The 20176-nt window shown below is 71.4% G+C and carries 12 protein-coding genes; all 12 read right to left on the minus strand.

The features are described 5' to 3' along the window. Nucleotides 1-7: 7 nt before the first annotated feature. Nucleotides 8-1720, minus strand: a complete 1713-nt coding sequence (locus IE263_RS34345) for a glycosyltransferase family 2 protein (protein WP_189941951.1) — start codon at nucleotides 1718-1720, stop codon at nucleotides 8-10. Between the two features lie 110 nt (nucleotides 1721-1830). Beyond that, on the minus strand, nucleotides 1831-2850 hold the full coding sequence (locus IE263_RS34350; RefSeq protein ID WP_189941952.1) for a Gfo/Idh/MocA family protein: 1020 nt from the start codon (nucleotides 2848-2850) through the stop codon (nucleotides 1831-1833). Next, nucleotides 2847-3962, minus strand: a complete 1116-nt coding sequence (locus tag IE263_RS34355) for a DegT/DnrJ/EryC1/StrS family aminotransferase (protein ID WP_189941953.1) — start codon at nucleotides 3960-3962, stop codon at nucleotides 2847-2849. The genes IE263_RS34350 and IE263_RS34355 overlap by 4 nt, the downstream gene beginning before the upstream one ends. A gap of 460 nt (nucleotides 3963-4422) precedes the next feature. After that, the gene (locus IE263_RS34360) at nucleotides 4423-8649 is read right to left on the minus strand and encodes an Rne/Rng family ribonuclease (RefSeq protein ID WP_189941954.1); all 4227 of its coding nucleotides are present in this window, start codon (nucleotides 8647-8649) and stop codon (nucleotides 4423-4425) included. Between the two features lie 273 nt (nucleotides 8650-8922). Then, nucleotides 8923-9732, minus strand: coding sequence for a TIGR03936 family radical SAM-associated protein (locus IE263_RS34365; RefSeq protein ID WP_189941955.1), 810 nt, complete (start codon nucleotides 9730-9732; stop codon nucleotides 8923-8925). A gap of 48 nt (nucleotides 9733-9780) precedes the next feature. Further along, complete coding sequence (locus IE263_RS34370) at nucleotides 9781-10848, minus strand: hypothetical protein (protein WP_189941956.1); 1068 nt, start codon at nucleotides 10846-10848, stop codon at nucleotides 9781-9783. Between the two features lie 108 nt (nucleotides 10849-10956). Next, on the minus strand, nucleotides 10957-12906 hold the full coding sequence (locus IE263_RS34375; RefSeq protein WP_189941957.1) for a TIGR03960 family B12-binding radical SAM protein: 1950 nt from the start codon (nucleotides 12904-12906) through the stop codon (nucleotides 10957-10959). Between the two features lie 99 nt (nucleotides 12907-13005). Then, the gene (locus tag IE263_RS34380) at nucleotides 13006-14559 is read right to left on the minus strand and encodes a CYTH and CHAD domain-containing protein (protein WP_189941958.1); all 1554 of its coding nucleotides are present in this window, start codon (nucleotides 14557-14559) and stop codon (nucleotides 13006-13008) included. Nucleotides 14560-14763: 204 nt separating this feature from the next. Further along, nucleotides 14764-15963, minus strand: a complete 1200-nt coding sequence (gene rodA, locus IE263_RS34385; protein ID WP_189941959.1) for a rod shape-determining protein RodA — start codon at nucleotides 15961-15963, stop codon at nucleotides 14764-14766. Then, nucleotides 15960-18230: a penicillin-binding protein 2 gene (gene mrdA, locus IE263_RS34390; RefSeq protein WP_189941960.1), complete on the minus strand. Its 2271-nt coding sequence runs from the start codon at nucleotides 18228-18230 to the stop codon at nucleotides 15960-15962. Before mrdA ends, rodA begins: the two co-directional genes overlap by 4 nt. A 229-nt stretch (nucleotides 18231-18459) precedes the next feature. After that, nucleotides 18460-19128, minus strand: a complete 669-nt coding sequence (mreD, locus tag IE263_RS34395; RefSeq protein WP_189941961.1) for a rod shape-determining protein MreD — start codon at nucleotides 19126-19128, stop codon at nucleotides 18460-18462. A 13-nt stretch (nucleotides 19129-19141) separates the two neighbouring features. Next, nucleotides 19142-20086 carry a rod shape-determining protein MreC gene (gene mreC, locus IE263_RS34400; protein ID WP_189941962.1) on the minus strand — a complete coding sequence of 315 codons (945 nt, stop codon included), beginning with the start codon at nucleotides 20084-20086 and terminating at the stop codon, nucleotides 19142-19144. Nucleotides 20087-20176 lie beyond the last annotated feature (90 nt).

Below are 20176 nucleotides of genomic sequence, written 5' to 3' on the forward strand. Positions count from 1 at the left end.
AGGGTCGCTACTTCCTTTTGGAACCGGTCGGCTTCTTGGCACCGTTCGGCTTGAACTTCTTGGCGACCGCCCGCAGCACGCGGACGGCACCGGTCTTCGGTTTCTGGAACAGGCGCCCGAGCGCCCGCCACACCAGTGTCCTCTTCGGGGGATACAGCTGGGCCGTGTCGATCACCACACGGCCCTTGTCGTTCACCAGGGCCGACGCACGGTACGGATCCCCGTCCGGCCCCCACAGGCGGGCCAGCGGCATGGGCAGTCCCTCGCCGCGCACGGGGATCTCGTACGTCCGGCCGACGAGGTCCAGGTAGACCCGGACGCCTCGCTTGGCGGTGACGTGGTCCAGCGGCACACGCGCGTGCAGCACACTGGCGGCACCGTCCTGCGCGGGCTCCACCCGCATCTCGCCGACGACCGGCGGCAGGACGTGCCCGGTCTTCAGCCGGCGCGCGCCCGGCTTGTCGGCCGACTTGGGCATGGCGCCCTTGGCGAGCCGCAGCGCGATCCGGGCCGCGTCGGTGTCACCCACGACCGGCACCCGTACGGACGCCGTGTAGGTGAGCCCGTCGCCCTGCTGCTCCCAGCCGGAGGCGAGCAGTTCGGTGCCCTCGGCGAGATGGCCGGGGACGGACTCCTCGAGCAGCTGGTAGACGCGGTCGGACAGGCCGATGCGCGGGTCACGGAAGCCCGGGTAGCGGGCGTGGGCGCGCTCGCCCTCGACGACGAACGGCGTGGCCCCGTGCTCCTTCTCGGAGGTGATCGCCTCGCACAGCTCGTCGATCGCCCCCGCGTGCGCCAGCGCGATGCGCACCCGGCGCTTGACGTCCATGGCGTCACGGATGCCGTCGGTGAAGTAGGCGTCGGCGAGCCGCGCGATGCCCGCGCAGATCTGCCGCTGCAGCTCGCGGTCCAGGCCGGGGAAGTCGTCCTGGATGAGCTTGGCCAGCTCCCAGGTGAAGTGCCGGCGCAGCACGGCGTCGCGCTCCGGGCCCGCCTCGATGAGGCCGGCCGTGAAGTCCATGATCTCCGCCGCGCACCGCAGCCGCGCCAGGTGGTCGGCGCGGTAGGTGATGTTGCTGGCGTCGCCGCGCTTGACCGCGAAGTAGCAGATGTAGTCGGCCACCACCGAGATCTTCCGGGCGCGCACGCACGCCTCGATGGTGAACGGCTGGTCGCTGCCCACGGGCATGTGCTCGGGGAAGCGCAGCTTGTACTTCTCGACCAGCTCACGCCGGAACAGCTTGGTGTTGGCCAGGGTGAACGGCAGCGCGGAGTCGTACAGGCTGACGTCCGCGGCGTTCTCCTTGTAGAGCGCCTGGTGGACGTACCGGCCGTTCGTGCCGACCATCTTGCCGACGACGACGTCCGAGTCGTTCTTGTCGGCGCACTTCACCATGCGCTCCAGGGCTTCCTCGCCGAGGTAGTCGTCGGAGCCGATGAAGTACACGTAGCGGCCCGTGGCCACCTCCAGCGCCCGGTTGCTGGGCGCGGCGGGGCCGCCGGAGTTGGGCTGGTGGATCACCTTGACGGTGTCCGGGTGCAGCGCCGCGAACCGGTCGAGTTCGCGGCCGCTGTCGTCGGTGGAGCCGTCGTCGACGGCGACGATCTCCAGCCGATCCCGGCCGATGCTCTGCCCGAGGAGGGAGTTCAGGCACTCCGTCAGGTAGGGCATCGTGTTGTAGACGGCGACGATGACGCTGACGTCAGGCGCAGCACTCATTCTCCGGCTCCTGGTCTCCGACAGCCGATGGCCGGCTGGGTCCTGCGGGGAAGGTCTCACAGAACATAGGAGTCCCACCGAGCACGCACCGTTCCCCCGATGGGTGACGCTCAGCTGCCATGGGCGGCCAGATCCTCCGGCTGAAGGGACACGCTGCGGTTGTCCGTCGCCGACTGCAGCACCGCGGCCGCGACCTCGACGGTCCGCATGCCCTGGCGCAGGGTACAGATGTCGGCGGCCTTGCCGAGCACGGCGTCCCGGAACAGCTCGTGCTCGACCAGGAGCGGTTCGCGCTTCGGGATGGCGTAGCGGATCATGTCGCCCTCGGAGACACCGCGGAAGGCCTGCAGGGCCTCCCACTCGGTGGTCACCGCCGCGTTGGAATGGAACGTCAGGTCCGCGGTGAGGGTGTCGGCGATGAAGCAGCCGCGCTCACCGGTGACCGACGTGAACCGCTCCTTGAGCGGGCTCAGCCAGTTGACCAGGTGGTTGACCATGGTGCCGTCGTCCAGGCGGCCGACCGCGGAGACCATGTCCTCGTGCTGACGACCGCTCTTGGAGACGGTGTGCGCGGCGATGGACACGTACTGGCGGCCCGTCACCCAGCCGGTGAGGTCGATGTCGTGCGTGGCGAGGTCCTTGACCACACCGACGTCCGCGATGCGGTGCGGGAACGGCCCCTGACGACGCGTGACGACCTGGTAGACGTCACCCAGTTCGCCGGACTCCAGGCGGGCGCGCAGCGAGCGCAGCGCCGGGTTGCACCGCTCGATGTGGCCGACGCCGGCCACCAGACCGCGCGACTCGAACGCCTCGACGAGACGGCGGGCGCCCTCGACGGTGTCGGCGACCGGCTTCTCGATCAGCGCGCAGACGCCGGCCTCGGCGAGCGCCAGACCGACCTCCTCGTGCAGATGGGTCGGGCACGCCACGACGGTGTAGTCGACGCCGAGGGCGATGAGCTCCTCGACGGTGTTCAGGATCGGCGCGCCCTGGGCGGCACCGAACTTGTCCCCCATCGGGTCGACGACGCCGACCAGGTCGACGCCCTCCAGACCGGCCAGGACGCGGGCGTGGTGACGCCCCATCGAACCGAGGCCGACGAGTCCGGCCCGCAGCGGCTTGCTCACAGCTGCTCTCCCAGCGCGTTCACGGCGGTGACGATACGGTCCAGGTCCCGCTGGGTCAGCGCGGGGTGGACCGGCAGGGACACGACCTCGGCGGCGGCACGCTCCGTCTCGGGCAGGTCCCAGATGCGGCCGGCCTTCTGGTCCGGCTCCCAGTACGGCTTCAGGCGGTGGATCGGGGTCGGGTAGTACACGGCGTTGCCGACGCCGGCCTCGGTGAGGCGGGCCATGGCGGCCTCCCGGTCACCCTGGATACGCACGGTGTACTGGTGGTAGATGTGCCGCGCGCCCTCGGCGACCTTCGGCGTGACCACGTTCGCCGCGGTGATGTGCTCGGTGAGGTACGCGGCGTTGGCGATGCGCTGCTCGGTCCAGCCGGCGAGCTTGCCCCGCTGGACGCGGCCGATCGCGGCGGAGACGTCCGTCATACGGACGTTGGCGCCGACGATCTCGTTGGCGTAGCGCTGCTCCATGCCCTGGTTGCGCAGCAGGCGCAGGGTCCGGGCGACCTCCGCGTCGGCCGTGCTGATCATGCCGCCCTCGAGGCTGTGCATGTTCTTCGTCGGGTAGAAGCTGAACGTGCCCGCGGAACCGAAGGCACCGACCGGCGTGCCGTTCAGGGCGGCCGCGTGGGCCTGGCAGGCGTCCTCGACGACGGCGAGCCCGCGCTGGGCGGCGATCGCCATGATCCGGTCCATCGCGGCCGGGTGGCCGTACAGGTGAACCGGCATGATCGCCGCGGTGCGCGAGGTGACGGCCGCCTCGACGGCCGCCGGGTCCAGACAGAAGGTGTCCGCCTCGATGTCCACGAAGACCACGTCGGCGCCGACCAGCCGGACCGCGTTGGCGGAGGCCGCGAAGGAGAACGACGGCACGATGACCTCGTCGCCCGGACCGATACCGAGCGCCATCAGGGCCAGGTGCAGCGCGGAGGTACCGGAGTTGACCGCGACGCAGTGGCGCCCGTCGACCAGCTCGGAGAACTCCTCCTCGAAGGCTGCCACCTCGGGACCCTGAACGACCCGGCCGCTGCGCAGCACGCGCACTGCGGCCTCGATCTCCTCCTCGTCGATCACAGGTCTGGCGGCCGGTATGAACTCATGGGCGTCGGTCATCGACATCCCCTCCTCTACGGCGACCTCGAAGGCGCGTCGTGCTCGGTCGGGAAGGGGCCGCGTCGAACCCGGCACGGCCGCATCCCAGAGTGTTCACCGCTGCCTTTAGGCGGGCGAACGGCTTGTACACAGGACCCCGCCCCCGAGGGTTCCTTGCGGGAAGACAGCCGTATCCGGGCTGGAGGACCGGACGTGCAGTTCGGCTGCGGTCACGGTGCGCATGGCTGTGGCCACCGAGACCACAGTTCACGTTACCAGCAAGGGATTGGCGATTTTCCCCAGGGTTACCACACAGAAACCCTCTCGGCGGGTGCGCTCCATCACAAGCGAAAGACAGCGAAACAAAGGGTAACCCGCGGGATAGCGCACGGCGATGCGAGCGGCGGCGCGGGGCACCCGATGGGAACCGGGTGCCCCGCGCCGCCGATGTCGCACTCACCCGCGGGGGTGACGGAACCGGTCAGTCCTCCGTTGTCGCCGTGACGGACGGGGCGCTCTGCTGCGCCGCCGCCGTCTTCTTCGACGTCGTCTTCGCCGCCTTCTTGGCCGTCGTCTTCTTGGCCGCCGTCTTCTTCGCGGCCGTCTTCTTGGCCGTGGTCTTCTTGGTGGCGGCCTTCTTCGCCGTGGCCTTCTTGGCGGTCTTGCGGGCAGCCGCCTTCTTGGCCGGAGCGGCCTCCGCCGACTCCTCGCCGGCCTCGTCGCTCACGGTCGCTTCAGCCTCCGCCTCCGCCTCGGCGGGGGCCTGAGCCTCTGCCGGGACCTCCGCGAGGTCCTCCGCGGGGGCCTCCGTCGCAGCCGACGGGACGACCACGACGGCCGTCTCCTCGGCCGCGGTGGGCGCGGTGGCCTTGCGCACGGCCCGGCGCCGCGGACGGGCCGGAGCCGCGCTCTCGACGACCGGCTCGGCCTGGGCCTCGGGCTCGGCGGGCTGCTCCACCGGAGCCTCCACCGGCGCGGACTCGGCGACCGTCACCACGGCGGCCTCCGCCCCCGTGGGCGAACCGGCCGGCGCGGACACCTTCCGGGTGACCCGACGGCGCGCACGGCCCTTGGGCGCGGCCTCCTCGGCGGCCGGAGCCTCGACGACCGGGTCCTCGACAGCGACCGGCTCGGCGTGCGCCGCGACGGCCTCGGCCGGCTGCACCGGACGCTCGGCCTCCTCCTCGGCGGTCACTTCCTGGGCGGTGGGAGCCTCGGAGACGGCCTCCGTCTGCCTGGCACCGCCCCTCGGCGCGCCCGCCGGAGCCGACGCCCGACGGCTCGCCCGGCGACGGCCACGCCCACGCGTGGCAGCGGCCTCCGCCTCGGCGACGCTGCTGTACAGCTCCTCGTCCGGCGCGAAGTCAGGAGCCTCCAGCGCGACCGGCTCGGCCACCTCGGCGACGACCTCGGCCTCGCTCTCGGCCTCCTCCTCGACGCTCAGCACCGTCTCGGCGGCCTCGTGCTCGTGGACCTGCCCGTCCCCGGCGCGGGCGCGCTTCTTGCGCTTGCCACCACCGGTGAACGACGGCTGGTCCAGATGGACGATGACACCGCGGCCGTTGCAGTGCACACAGGTCTCGGAGAACGACTCCAGCAGCCCCTGCCCGACCCGCTTACGGGTCATCTGCACGAGCCCCAGCGAGGTCACCTCGGCGACCTGGTGCTTCGTACGGTCCCGGCCCAGGCACTCGAGGAGGCGCCGCAGCACCAGATCCCGGTTGGACTCCAGCACCATGTCGATGAAGTCGATCACGATGATGCCGCCGAGGTCACGCAGCCGCAGCTGCCGCACGATCTCCTCGGCCGCCTCCAGGTTGTTCCTGGTGACCGTCTCCTCGAGGTTGCCGCCCTGACCGGTGAACTTGCCGGTGTTGACGTCGATGACGACCATCGCCTCGGTCCGGTCGATCACCAGCGAACCACCGCTGGGCAGCCAGACCTTGCGGTCCAGCGCCTTGGCGAGCTGCTCGTCGATCCGGTACGTGGCGAACACGTCGACCTCGGAGGTCCACCGGGACAGCCGCTCGGCCAGGTCCGGCGCGACGTGCGACACGTAGCCGTGGATGGTCGACCAGGCGTCGTCGCCGCTGACGACGACCTTGGAGAAGTCCTCGTTGAAGATGTCGCGCACGACCCGGACGGTCATGTCCGGCTCGCCGTACAGCAGCGTCGGAGCGTTGCCGCTCTTGGCCTTCTTCTGGATGTCCTCCCACTGCGCCTGGAGCCGTTCGACGTCGCGGCGCAGCTCGTCCTCGCTCGCGCCCTCGGCGGCGGTGCGCACGATGACGCCCGCGTCCTCGGGGACGATCTTCTTGAGGATGGTCTTCAGCCGGGCCCGCTCGGTGTCGGGCAGCTTGCGGCTGATGCCGGTCATCGAACCCTCGGGCACGTACACGAGGTAGCGGCCCGGGAGGGAGACCTGGCTGGTCAGACGGGCGCCCTTGTGCCCGATCGGGTCCTTGGTGACCTGCACGAGGACCGACTGGCCCGACTTCAGGGCGGACTCGATACGGCGCGGCCCGTTGGCCATGCCCAGCGCCTCGAAGTTCACCTCACCGGCGTACAGGACGGCGTTGCGCCCCTTGCCGATGTCGATGAACGCGGCCTCCATCGACGGCAGCACGTTCTGCACCTTGCCCAGGTACACGTTGCCGACGTACGAGGTCGACTGCTCCTTGTTGACGTAGTGCTCGACGAGCACGCCGTCCTCGAGAACGCCGATCTGCGTACGGTCGCCGTACTGCCGGACGACCATCACGCGCTCGACGGCCTCACGGCGGGCCAGGAACTCGGCCTCGGTGATGATCGGGACACGTCGACGGCCCTGCTCACGGCCCTCCCGGCGGCGCTGCTTCTTCGCCTCCAGACGGGTCGAGCCCTTGATGGACTGCACCTCGTCGGACGGCTCGCTCGCCTTGCGCGGCTCGCGGACCTTGACGACCGTGCGCTCCGGGTCGCCCTCGCCCGGCTCGGCGTCGGCGGAGGTGTCCCCGGCGCGACGGCGACGGCGGCGACGGCGGCGGCTGCCGACGGTGGAAGCGCCGGTCTCGTCGGCGTGCGCCTCCTCGACGTCCTCTTCCTCCTGTTCGGCGGTGTCCTCGGCGTCCTGCGCGGCCTGCTCGGCGGCGAGCTCCTCGGACTCGACGTCCCCGGACTCGCCGTCGGCGGCCTCACCACGACGGCGACGACGGCCACCCCGGCGGCGACGGCGGCGCGAACCGCTCTCCTCGGCCTCGGCCTCGTCCTCACTGTCGAGGACGTCCTCGGCGGCCTCCTCGGCCTCCTCCGGCTCCGCGTCCTCCTCGGCGGCGGGCACGGCGCTCTGCACGGCCTCGGCGCTCTCCTCGCCCTGGTCGGCGCCCCGGCGCCGGCGACGGCGCCGCGACCCGGTCGGCTCCTCGCGGAGCTCCTCCACGGGCTCGACCACCTCGACGACCTCGTCGGTCTCGTCGGCCTCGTCGGCCTCCGCCTCGGCGGCGGCCGCCTCGGCAGCCGCGCGCTGCGGCGTCTGGAACCGCGGCTCGGTGAACACGGGCGCCTGGAACACGGCGACCGCGGGACGGGCCGGACGCTGCGGCGCCTCGGCCTCCTCACCGGCCGGCCGCGCGGGCTCGGAGAACCCGACGGCGGCCTTACGGACGACACGCCGACGCCCACGACGAGGAGCGGCCTCCTCGTCGGCCTGGGCGGCGGGAGCCTCGGGTGCCACCGGGGCCTTGGGAGCCTGCACCTCGTCAGCGGCGGCGGACACCGCGGGCGCCTCGGCCTCGACGGTCCCACTCGCCGCCTCGGCGGGCGCGGACACGCGCCGCGTGGCCCGACGACGCGTACGACGCGGGGCGGCCTCCTCGGCGGACTCGGCAACCTCGGTGGTCACGGGCGCCTCAGCGGGCTCGGCCACCTCGGCTGCTTCGGCAGCCTTGCTGTCCTCAATGGCCTCGGTGATCACGGCGGACTCGCCGGTCACCGCCGCCTCGGCGGCTTCGGCAGTCTCGGCGGCCTTCGGCGCACTGGCGGGCGCGGAGACCCGACGGGTGGCGCGACGGCGGGTGCGTGGAGCCGGCGCGGCCTCGGCGACGGGCTCCTCGGCCGGCGCCTCGGCAGCCTCGGCGACCGCCTTCTCCTCGGCCACGGCGGGCACCACGATCTCCTCGGCCTCGGCCTCGGCCTCGGCGGACGCGGGCGTCCCGGTCGGCGCAGACACGCGACGCGTGGCGCGACGACGCGTACGACGCGGAGCGGCGTCCTCGGTGACGCTCTCCTCGGCGGAGGCGCGATCCTCGGTGGCGGCGGCCTCCGCGACCGGCTCCGGCGCCTCGGCGGCCACGGGCACGACGGTCTCGGCGACCTCGGGCGAGGCAGCCCCGGCGGGCGCGGAGGCCCGGCGGGTGGCACGCCGACGCGGACGCGCGGGCGCCGCCTCGACGGTCTCCTCGGCCGCCACAGCAGGAGCCTCGGCGGTCTCGACGGCCACGACCGTCTCGTCCGTCTTCTCCTCGTCACTGGCGTCCACCGCCAGTTCGGCGACGGACTCGGCGGCCGGCAGGGCCGGCGCGACGGTCTCGGCCGGGGTGTCGGTCGCGGCGGCCGGCGGACCGGCCGGGCGGGAAGCGGCACGGCGCCGACGACGCGGCGGCAGGGTGTCGCTGGGGGTGTTCGATTCGGAGTCCTTCACGGACTCGGTGGGTTCAGTCGGCTCGAGCATCCGGGTGTATCTCCCGTCAGGCTCCCGGGCGCCGCACCTGGTCCGGCATCGACCTCGTCGATCACCGTTGACGTCCGCGGCTCGCGCTGTGCGCGGTGCCGCCGTCCGGGGCGCGGCCGCCGCACGGGAGCTCTCTGTGTCCTGTCTCGCCGGTTCCGTACGCCATGTTGCGTACGGCCTGGCGAAAGTCTTCTGGTCGGTGCGCTGCCCGACCCAGGTGGCTCCCGAGTACGAGGGCGGCGCTACGACGTCCGTCCCTGTGCGGAACCTTCCTTACGCCGGCGCCTTCGCGGCGGCAGTCGGATCGGCCGTTGACTGGGCCTCGGCTGCCTCGCGGTCGGGCGCGAGCGGGTCGGTCACCGCGCCGGTCTCTTCATCGAGCAGCCCCTGCGCCAGCCTGGTCACCGCTGCGGGGACCGGCGGCGCCAGGTCGGCCACGGCGCGGAGACCGGACAGGACGTCGTCGGGTCGTACGGCAGGCGTCACGTGCCGAACAACCAGGCGCAGTATCGCACAGGGCTGGTCCGTAGGCCCACCAAGCTGCCCGGCGCCGGTCGCTCCGGTGGAGCCGACGCCTGCGGCGGGCTGTGGCGAGCACGTTTCCAGCCTTACTACGGCGGAGCGGGCGTCGAAGGTGCGGACGCCGTTCTTCATCAGGCGCTGCACCTCGACGGTGTCGGCCGCGTTGAAGGCGGCCACCGCGCGGTCGGCGTCCGCGGGGTCCACGCCGTCCAGGCGCAGTTCCCACACGGAGGCCGTGAGCCGGTCGGCGAGTCCCGAGGTGCGGGCCTCGACCGCCTCGATCACGTCGAGCCCGGCGGGCAACGACTCGTCGAGGAGCTCACACAGCTTCTGCGGATCCCGCGCCTCGGTGAGCGCGATCTCCAGGTACTCCGCCTCGCTGCCCGTGCCGGTGGGTGCGGCATTGGCGTACGACACCTTCGGGTGCGGCGTGAACCCCGCCGAGTACGCCATCGGTACCTCGGCACGGCGCAACGCACGCTCGAAGGCGCGCTGGAAGTCACGGTGGCTGGTGAACCGGAGGCGGCCGCGCTTGGTGTAGCGCAGTCGGATGCGCTGCACCGCGGGTGCGGGCGGCGGGCCTTCGGGCTGTCGCTTGCCCAGTGTCGTTCAGTCCTTCGTGAGAGCGGTCGTACTGCTACCAAGAGTACGTGTCTCCCGGCCCGAAGGTTCCCGCCGGGCGACGGCCTCCCGCTCCCTCGGCTCCCCGAAGAGCATCCACCGGAAGTCGGCCCGGGCCTGCCGTACGGACTCGCGGGCGGCGGTCAGGGCCTGCCGGGTGGCGCGGCCCACGGCGCGGGCGGCCTCGGCGGCGGGGCGCAGGACGACGTCGCGGACGACGTGACCGACCGGGGTCAGCACGGTGCGGTACACCCACCGCACCGGCTCCACGAAGATCCACCGGAAGAGGGCCCCGAGGAACCGTCCGACGGCGAGCGAGATGCGCCCTGCGATCCGCCAGGCGTGCCCGAGGGCGTCCCACACCTCGCGTCCGACGACGGCGAGGACCCGGCCGACGGGCACCAGGATCCAGCGCCACAGCGCGAGCGCGGGCAGGACGATCAGGATCCGGGTGGTCCAGTACAGAACCCAGCCGATCCCCGCGACGAGCAGGGCGAGGAGCTGCCCCACACCCCGCGCGCACCAGGCGATCGCCCGTCCGACGGGCGCGAGGATCCACTCGAAGAACGAGCGGGCGGGTACGGCGATCAGATACCGCGCCAGCCAGGCGGCAGCCGTGCGGATACCGATGCCCACGGGAGTCAGCACGCGCGCGTACAGCCAGACCAGGACGGCACCGGTCCCGCGGGCCAGCCAGGCGAAGGCATGGCCGACGGGGGTGAGGACCTGGCGGTAGCACCAGGTCAGAGGGACGACGACCAGCATGTTCCCGAGCCAGACGAGCGCCCTGCCGACGGGGACGACGACGTAGCGCCACAGGGTGGTGAGCGGCCAGACCACGAGAACCCTGCCCAGCCACAGCAGGGCCCGGCCGAACGGCCGCAGCACCGTGTCCTTCAGGAAGCGACCGGCGACGACCAGCGCGTCCCACGCCATCCGCACGGGCACGACCAGCACCAGTACCACGATCCGCACGGGCAGTCGGATCGCGACGACGAGACACCCCTCGGGCGTCTGCTGGTCGGGCTGCCGGGCGGGTGGCTTGTCGAGGTCCATGTCGGGAAGGACGCCACAGCCGCCCGTTCGGATCCCGTTGACCGGCGCAATCGCCGCGCGGACAGCACGGAGCCCCCTTCCGCTCGGGAAGGGGGCTCGGTGCTCGGCTCAGTGCGTGTGTCCGGTGCCCGCCGGCTGCTTCACGGACAGCGGCAGCAGCTTCTTGCCGGTCGGACCGATCTGGATGTGCGTGTCCATGGCGGGGCACACCCCGCAGTCGAAGCACGGAGTCCAGCGGCAGTCCTCGACCTCCGTCTCGTCGAGGGCGTCCTGCCAGTCCTCCCAGAGCCAGTCCTTGTCGAGGCCGGAGTCGAGGTGGTCCCAGGGCAGGACCTCCTCGTAGCCGCGCTCACGGGTGGTGTACCAGTCGACGTCCACACCGAACGGGGCCAGCGCCTTGTCGGCGCAACTCATCCAGCGGTCGTACGAGAAGTGCTCGCGCCAGCCGTCGAAGCGGCCGCCGTCCTCGTAGACGGCCCGGATGACCGCGCCGATGCGGCGGTCGCCGCGGGAGAGCAGGCCCTCGACGATGCCGGGCTTGCCGTCGTGGTAGCGGAAGCCGATCGAGCGGCCGTACTTCTTGTCGCCGCGGATCTTGTCGCGGAGCTTCTCCAGGCGGGCGTCCGTCTCCTCGGCGCTCAGCTGGGGCGCCCACTGGAACGGGGTGTGGGGCTTGGGGACGAAGCCGCCGATGGACACCGTGCAGCGGATGTCGTTGGAGCCGGAGACCTCGCGGCCCTTCTGGATCACCCGGGTCGCCATGTCGGCGATCTGCAGGACGTCCTCGTCGGTCTCCGTCGGCAGGCCGCACATGAAGTACAGCTTCACCTGGCGCCAGCCGTTGCCGTAGGCGGTGGAGACCGTGCGGATCAGGTCCTCCTCGGAGACCATCTTGTTGATGACCTTGCGGATGCGCTCCGAGCCGCCCTCGGGCGCGAACGTCAGGCCCGACCTGCGGCCGTTGCGCGTCAGCTCGTTGGCCAGGTCGATGTTGAAGGCGTCCACGCGGGTGGAGGGCAGGGAGAGGCCGATCTTGTCGTCCTCGTAGCGGTCCGCGAGGCCCTTGGCGACCTCGCCGATCTCGCTGTGGTCGGCGGAGGACAGGGACAGCAGGCCGACCTCCTCGAAGCCCGTCGCCTTCAGGCCCTTCTCGACCATCTCGCCGATGCCCGTGATCGAGCGCTCGCGCACCGGGCGGGTGATCATGCCGGCCTGGCAGAAACGGCAGCCGCGGGTGCAGCCCCGGAAGATCTCCACCGACATGCGCTCGTGGACCGTCTCGGCGAGCGGGACCAGCGGCTGCTTCGGGTACGGCCACTCGTCCAGGTCCATCACCGTGTGCTTGGACACGCGCCACGGGACACCCGACTTGTTCGGTACGACACGGGCGATCCGGCCGTCCGGCAGGTACTCGACGTCGTAGAAGCCCGGGATGTACACCCCGCCCGTCTTCGCCAGGCGGAAGAGGACCTCCTCGCGGCCGCCCGGCCGGCCCTCGGCCTTCCACTCGCGGATGATCTTCGTCATGTCGAGCACGGCCTGCTCGCCGTCGCCGATGACCGCCGCGTCGATGAAGTCGGCGATCGGCTCGGGGTTGAAGGCCGCGTGGCCGCCCGCGAGGACGATCGGGTCGTCGATCGTGCGGTCCTTGGACTCCAGCGGGATGCCCGCCAGGTCCAGCGCGGTCAGCATGTTCGTGTAGCCCAGCTCCGTGGAGAAGGACAGGCCGAACACGTCGAAGGCCTTCACCGGGCGGTGGCTGTCCACGGTGAACTGCGGGACCCCGTGCTCACGCATCAGGGCCTCCAGGTCCGGCCACACGCTGTAGGTGCGCTCGGCGAGGACGCCCTCCTGCTCGTTCAGGACCTCGTAGAGGATCATGACGCCCTGGTTGGGCAGACCGACCTCGTACGCGTCCGGGTACATCAGCGCCCAGCGGACGTCACAGTCGTCCCAGGGCTTGACGGTGGAGTTCAGCTCGCCGCCCACGTACTGGATCGGCTTCTGCACATGCGGGAGCAGGGCTTCGAGCTGCGGGAACACCGACTCGACAGACATCGGGGGAACTTTCGTGAGCTGACAGGGGTGACCATCTAGCCTAACCCGCTCGTGGAGCGTCCCCGTACGCCGGAGAAGCCGGGCCTCAGACCGCCGTCCTCAGACCTCCATGGCGGCGCTGATCGTCTCCCACGCCTCGGGCAGTGCCGCCTCCGCCAGCTCCGCCCGTCGCTCCTCCCGGCCGTACAGCAGCCCGTAGGTGAACGCGCTCTCCCCCGCCGCGTGCGCCTGGGCGGCGAGGTCGCGCAGGGCCTCACGGGTCATCACGCTGTCCTGGTGGTCGCCGAGCAGGCTCTGGAGGGACTTCATCAGCCGGACGAGGTCGACGGCCGGGGCGCCGAGTGCCGGTGAGGCCGCCTCCGCCGAGTAGCGCGTCCGCTTGGCCTTCTTGCGGGCGTCGTGCAGCGCCAGGTCGCGCTCGGGCCCGGGCGGTTGCCCGAGGGCCTCCTCCACCAGCGCGGCCACCTGCCCGAAGTCCTTGCGCACGGCCTTGGCGATCGCCTTCCCCGGCGGGCCCGCGGCCGCTTCGAGCAGGGGCGGGTCCTCCACGAGCCGGTCCAGCGCGTCGAGCAGCGACAGGTACCGCTTGCCGTCCAGTACGGCGATCAGACGTCGGCGCGAGCCGCTGCTGCGCGCCCGTGACCAGGTGCGCAGCCGGTTGCGGACAGGGCCGGTGACCAGCGGGCGCGGCAGTTCGTCGAGGGCGGCCGTCAGCCGTTCCGTGAGGACCTCCTGGTCCCGGTCCACGCCCAGCTCCCCGGCGAGCCACTTCAGCTCCTCGCCGATCGGGTCGGTGACCTCGCGGTCCAGGACCTTGGCGAAGGAGCGGAAGGCGCTGCGCGTCCGGCGGGTGGCGACGCGCATACGGTGCACGGAGTCGGGGAGGTCCCGGCGGACGGCCGGATCGAGCTCGACAAGGGCGTCGCGCTGGGCTCGGACGTACGCGAGGACGTGGTCCCCGGCGGTCACCGGCCCCGCGGTCTCCTCCCGCGGCAACTCCCCCTTCGCCCGCTGCCCCTGCCCCTTGTCCTTCCCTTTCCCCTTCTTCTTCCGCTGCGGCCCCGTCTCCGCCAGCGCCCGCGCCAGCTTCGACGCCGACCCCGACGGCCGTACGCCCGCCTTGCGCAGCCGTTTCTCCACCTTGTCGAGGAAGGCCGGGTCGCCGCCGTCGGCGAGCTCCACCTCGATCTCGGTCCACTGGGCGGAGCCGCCCTCTGCGGTCAGCCGGTCCGCCTGGACGGCGTCCACGCTGACCTCGGCGAGCAACCGGCCCTCCCCGTCGACGAGGTCGCGCAGGTCACGGGCCGAACGCAGCCGGACCACCGGCACCAGCTCGGCGTCCCGGACGCGGGAGCGGATCAGCCCGGCGAGTGCGCGCGGGAGAGTCTCGGACAGCGGGACGCGGATCTCGTCGCGGACGCCGGGGGCGACGGGGAATTTCAGGTGCCAGCCCGCGTCGGAGCCGCCGGTGCGGCGGCGCAGGGTGAGGGAGGCGGCGGCGAGCCGTTCGTCGGCGGTGTCGTAGTAGGTGGCGTCGAGTTCGGCGACACCCTTGTCGAGGACGGCCGCGACCCCGGCGACGCCGGTCAGGTCGGGCAGCCCGCTGTCGTCGGATTCGTACTTGCGCTCGATCTCGCGTTTCGTCTCCGCCATGGAGCGAATCTAGTGGCAGTGGCGGCGAGATGGCAGAGGCACCTTCCGTCGAACTGACGGCGAACGCCGGGTGGACGGACGCAGGACGAGGCGGGGGGGCTGGGGGCGGCAGCCCCCAGGCACGGCAGCCCCCAGGCACGGCGGCCCCCAGGGACGGCGGCCCCCAGGCCAAGGGTCCTACTGAACGGCCCAACCGCCGGATGCCTACGCGGACATGGGTCGCTGGACCCTGATCGACTGCAACAGCCCGACCGCCACCCACACCGCGAACATCGACGAGCCGCCGTACGACACGAACGGCAGGGGCAGGCCGGTGACCGGCATGATGCCCAGCGTCATGCCGATGTTCTCGAAGGACTGGAAGGCGAACCAGGCGACGATCCCGGCGGCGACGATCGTGCCGTACAGCTCGGTCGTCTCGCGGGCGATGCGGCAGGCGCGCCACAGGACGATGCCCAGCAGCACGATGATGAGGCCGCCGCCGACGAAGCCGAGTTCCTCGCCCGCCACCGTGAACACGAAGTCCGTCTGCTGTTCGGGCACGAACTGGCCGGTGGTCTGCGAGCCCTGGAACAGCCCGGCCCCGGTCAGCCCGCCCGAACCGATCGCGATCCGGGCCTGGTTGGTGTTGTAGCCGACGCCCGCCGGGTCGAGGCTGGGGTTGGCGAAGGCGGCGAAGCGGGCGATCTGGTAGTCGTCCAGGATGTGCAGCTGCCAGACGGCGATCGCGCCGGCCGCGCCCGCGCCGAGCAGGCCGAAGACCCAGCGGTTCGAGGCGCCGGAGGCCAGCAGTACACCCAGCACGATGATGACCATGACCATGACCGACCCGAGGTCGGGCATCAGCATCACGATCAGCATCGGCACGGTGGCGAGGCCCAGGGCCTGCAGCACCGTGCGATGGTCGGGGTAGGGCTTGTCGCCCGCGTCGACCCGGGCCGCCAGCAGCATCGCCATGCCCAGGATGATCGTGACCTTCACGAACTCCGAGGGCTGGAGCGAGAAGCCGCCGCCGAGCACGATCCAGGAGTGCGCGCCGTTGACGGTGGAGCCGAGCGGGGTGAGCACCAGCAGGATCAGCAGCACCGACAGGCCGTAGAGGACCGGCACCGCGTTGCGCAGGGTGCGGTGGCCGAGCCAGATCGTGCCGATCATCAGGGCGAGCCCGATGCCGGTGTTCATGACGTGCCGGATCAGGAAGTAGTACGGGTCGCCCTGGTTGATCTCGGTGCGGTTGCGGGTCGCCGAGTACACCAGCAGTGAGCCGATCAGCGACAGGGCCGTGGCCGCCAGCAGTATCGGCCAGTCCAGGCGCCGGGCCAGCGAGTCGCGGGCGAAGAGCCGCGTCCAGCCGGCCCGTTCTGGCCCGTACCCGGAGACGGAGAAGCTGTTCGCGCCGGTCATGAGCACATCCTCCGGCTTCCTCGCCCTCGCGCCCCGCGCCGCCGTCGCCGCCGGGTGTCACGGTTCTCCGCCTCGGGCGAGGCCGCGGTCCCCGCGGGCTGCGTCCCGTCGGCGGCCGGCGTGCCCTCCTCGGCGGCCTTCTGGAAGGCCTGCTGCTCCTTGGCCGGGTCCTTGGAGATCTTCGGCGAGGCGATGGTGCCGTCCGTCTTGATCTTCGGCAGGCCCTGCTGCGGGGTGGGCAGCAGCGCGTTCTTCTCGGTGATCGTGCCGTCGTCGGAGACGCCGTAGAGCGCGTCGTAGATGTTGCGCACGGCCGGACCCGAGGCGCCGGAACCCGTACCACCCTGGGAGATCGTCATCACGATCGAGTAGTCCTTGGTGTACGTGGCGAACCAGGACGTCGTCTGCTTGCCGTAGACCTCCGCGGTACCGGTCTTGGCGTGCATCTCGATCTTGTCCTGCGGCCAGCCGCCGAAGCGCCAGGCGGCCGTACCGCGCGTGGCCACGCCGGCGAGGGCGTCGTCCATCTGGGCCAGCGTCTGCTTGCTGACGGGCAGTTTGCCGTGCGCCTGCGGCTGGATCTCCTGGACGGTCTTGCCGTCGGCGCTGACGATGGCCTTGCCGACCGTCGGGTCGTACAGGGTGCCACCGTTGGAGATGGCCGCGTAGATGGTGGCCATCTGGATCGGGGTCACGAGGGTGTCGCCCTGGCCGATGGAGTAGTTGATCTCGTCACCGGCCCGCATCTTGTTGCCCTCGAGGCAGTTCTCGTACGCGATCCTCTCGACGTAACTGCCGCCCTTCTTCCCCGTCTTGCACCAGGCGTCCTTGTTGGCCTTCCAGTACGACTGCTTCCACTCGCGGTCGGGGACGCGGCCGGTGACCTCGTTGGGCAGGTCGATGCCGGTCTCCTTGCCGAGGCCGAACTGGTGGGCCGTCTTGTAGAAGTAGTCGTTGGGCTTCTTCTTCGGGTCGATGCCGCCGTCCTTCTGCCACTCGCGGTGCGCGAGCTGGTAGTAGACGGTGTCGCAGGAGACCTCCAGGGCGCGGCCGAGGCTGATCGGGCCGTGGTTCTGGGACTCGAAGTTCTTGAAGACCTGGCCGCCGACCGAGTACGAGCTGGAGCAGTTGTAGCGGCCGTCGAAGTCGTAGCCGGCCTGGACCGCGGCGGCCGTGGAGACCACCTTGAAGACGGAGCCAGGAGCTGCCTGACCCTGTATGGCCCGGTTGAGCAGCGGGTAGTTGGAGGACTTGCCGGTCAGCCGCTGGTAGTCCTTGGCGGAGATGCCGCCGACCCAGGCGTTCGGGTCGTACGTCGGGTTGGACGCCATGGCGACGATGCGACCGGTCTTGGCCTCCATCACCACGACCGCGCCGGCGTCGGCCTTGTAGTTCTCCCCGGTGTTGCGGTCGAAATTCCTGCGGGCCTCCTTCATCGCCGCGTTCAGCTCGAACTCGGCGACCCGCTGGACTCGGGCGTCGATGCTGGTGACGAGGTTGGAGCCGGGCTCGGCCGGGGTGGCCTCGGCCTGCCCTATGACGCGGCCGAGGTTGTCGACCTCGTAGCGGGTGACGCCGGCCTTGCCGCGCAACTCCTTGTCGTACTCGCGTTCAAGGCCGCTGCGGCCGACCTGGTCGGAGCGGAGGAAGGGCGAGTCGGTGTCCTGGGCCTTGGTGATCTCCTCGTCGGTGACCGGGGAGAGGTAGCCGAGGACCTGGGCGGTGTTGGCCTTGCCGGGGCTCGCGTAGCGGCGGACCGCCTCGGGCTCGGCGGTGATGCCGGGGAAGTCCTCGGCGCGCTCACGGATCTGCAGGGCCTGCTTGGGCGTGGCCTCGTCGGTGATGGGGATGGGCTGGTACGGCGAGCCGTTCCAACAGGGCTGGGGCGTCTTCGCGTCGCACAGCCGGACCTTCTGCATGACCTCGGCGGGGGTCATGCCGAGGACACCCGCGAGCTTGGTCAGGACGGCCTTGCCGTCGTCCTTCTGCTTCAGCAGGTCGGTGCGGGAGGCGGAGACGACGAGCCGTGTCTCGTTGTCGGCGAGCGGCACCCCGCGCGCGTCCAGGATCGAACCGCGCACGGCGGGTTCGACGACCTGCTGGACGTGGTTGCCGGAGGCCTCCTTGGCGTACTCCGCGCCCTCCCGGATCTGGAGGTACCACAGCCGGCCGCCGAGGGTGCCGAGGAGGGAGAGGACGAGGATCTGGATCACGACGAGCCGGATCTGGACCCGTGGGGTCCGCCCGGTCTCGGGAATGTTGGTCACTGCGGCTGCCTCCCCCTCTCAGTGCGCTGAACGTGTGCGCGGAACGTGTGTGCGTCGCCTACGTGTGTGCGTCGCGGACGTGTGCGCACGGATGGGTGTGCGCGGATGGGTGTGCGGTTGTGGGCGCGTACGCATGATGAACGACGGTCCTGTGAGGCTCCGTTCCGCCGGCCCCTCACCCGTTCGGGTACTCCCTCCACTGGCGCGCTCCACGCGCGGGCGCCCGCGCTCACAGCCGCTTGACCCCCTTGATGCGTCCGGCGCGGGCCACCCGCGACCGGGCCGCCTTCAGCTTCAGGCCGCCGCGCTGACCGCCGATCCTGAGGCCGGTGCCGGAGGAGAGCCAACCGGAGGAGATGTCGGCCGTCTTCGCGGAGTTGGTCTCGGCGAGCGGGTCGTTCTCCGCGCGCCGGGCCAGGAACATCACGCCGGGGACGACGAAGGGGGCGAGCAGCAGGTCGTACAGGGCCGCCGAGAAGAGCAGGCCGGTGAGGCCGACGTTGCGGGCGGCGGTGTCGCCGACTAGGGCGCCGACACCCGCGTACAGCAGGGTGGAACCGACGGCGGCGGCGACGACCACGACCATCGGGCCGGTGGCCGACTTGATCTGCCCGGTCTCCGGCTTGACGAGCCCGGCGAGGTAGCCGATCACGCACAGCACGAGGGCGTAGCGGCCGGCGGCGTGGTCGGCAGGCGGCGCGAGGTCGGCGAGCAGGCCGGCGCCGAAGCCGATGAGGGCGCCGCCGACATGGCCGTAGACCATCGCGAGGCCCAGGACGGTGAGGAGGAGCAGGTCGGGGACGGCGCCCGGGAGGTGGAGGCGGGCGAGGACGCTCACCTGGACGACCAGGGCGACGACGACGAGCGGGACGGAGAGCAGGATTCGGTTGACGCGCATGGGTAGTCAGCTCCTACTGCTCTTGCTGCTGGCCGTCGACGGGTTCGTTCGCGTTCGGGGTGACCGTGACGGTCACCGTCGGCGTGGGGACCGGCTTGGGCTTCGCGGGGAGCACGGTGTCGCGCGGGTCCTTCTTCGGGGCCTCGACGACGACACCGACGATGTCGAGCTTGGTGAAGCTGACGTACGGCGTGACGTAGAGGGTGCGGGTCAGGTCGCCCCCGGAGGGGTCGACGCGGGAGACGACGCCGACCGGGACGCCGGGCACGAAGGGCTTGTCGGCCTGGGAGCCGAAGGTGACGAGCCGGTCGCCCGCCTTCACCTCCGCCTTGCCGTTGAGGAGTTCCACGCGCAGCGGGCGGTCGCCCTGCCCGGAGGCGAAGCCGAGTTCGTCGCCGGCCTCCATGCGGGTACCGACGGTGAAGTCGGGGTCGTTGGCGAGGAGGACGGTGGCGGTGTCGGGGCCCACGGTCGTCACGCGCCCGACGAGACCGTCCCCGTTCAGGACGGTCATGTCGCGCTTGATGCCGTCGTTCGCCCCGACGTCGATGGTGACCGTCCAGGAGAAGCCCTGGGCCGCTCCTATCGCGATGACCTCGGCGCCCTTGATGCCGTACTGACCCGCGCCGGCGATCTTCAGCATCTTGTCGAGCTGCGCCAGGCGGCTGCGGTTGCGGTCGTCGCTGCCGAGCTTCGCCTTGAGAGCCGCGTTCTCCTTCTCCAGCTCCGCGAGCCGGTCATGGCGCTCACCGGAGTCGCGGACCGCGGAGACAGCGTCGCCGACCGGGTCGACCGCCGAGGACAGCCCGTCCTCGATCGGGCCGAAGACCGCGGCCGCGGCCTGCCGGGCACCGTCGACCGGGGAGTCCTCTCCGCCGCGGATGTCCACCGTGATCAGCGCGAACGCGACGGCGATCAGCAGCACCAGGAGCAGCCGGCTCTCTCGTGTGTCCCTCACGTGCGGCGGCCGTGCCCTTCCTCATAGGAAATTCGGGTGGCCCCTGGGAAGCCCGAGGGGCGCGGTATGGGGTGCTTCGAGGCTCTTGAG

The organism is Streptomyces aurantiogriseus (genome assembly GCF_014649375.1).
Classification (GTDB): domain Bacteria; phylum Actinomycetota; class Actinomycetes; order Streptomycetales; family Streptomycetaceae; genus Streptomyces; species Streptomyces aurantiogriseus.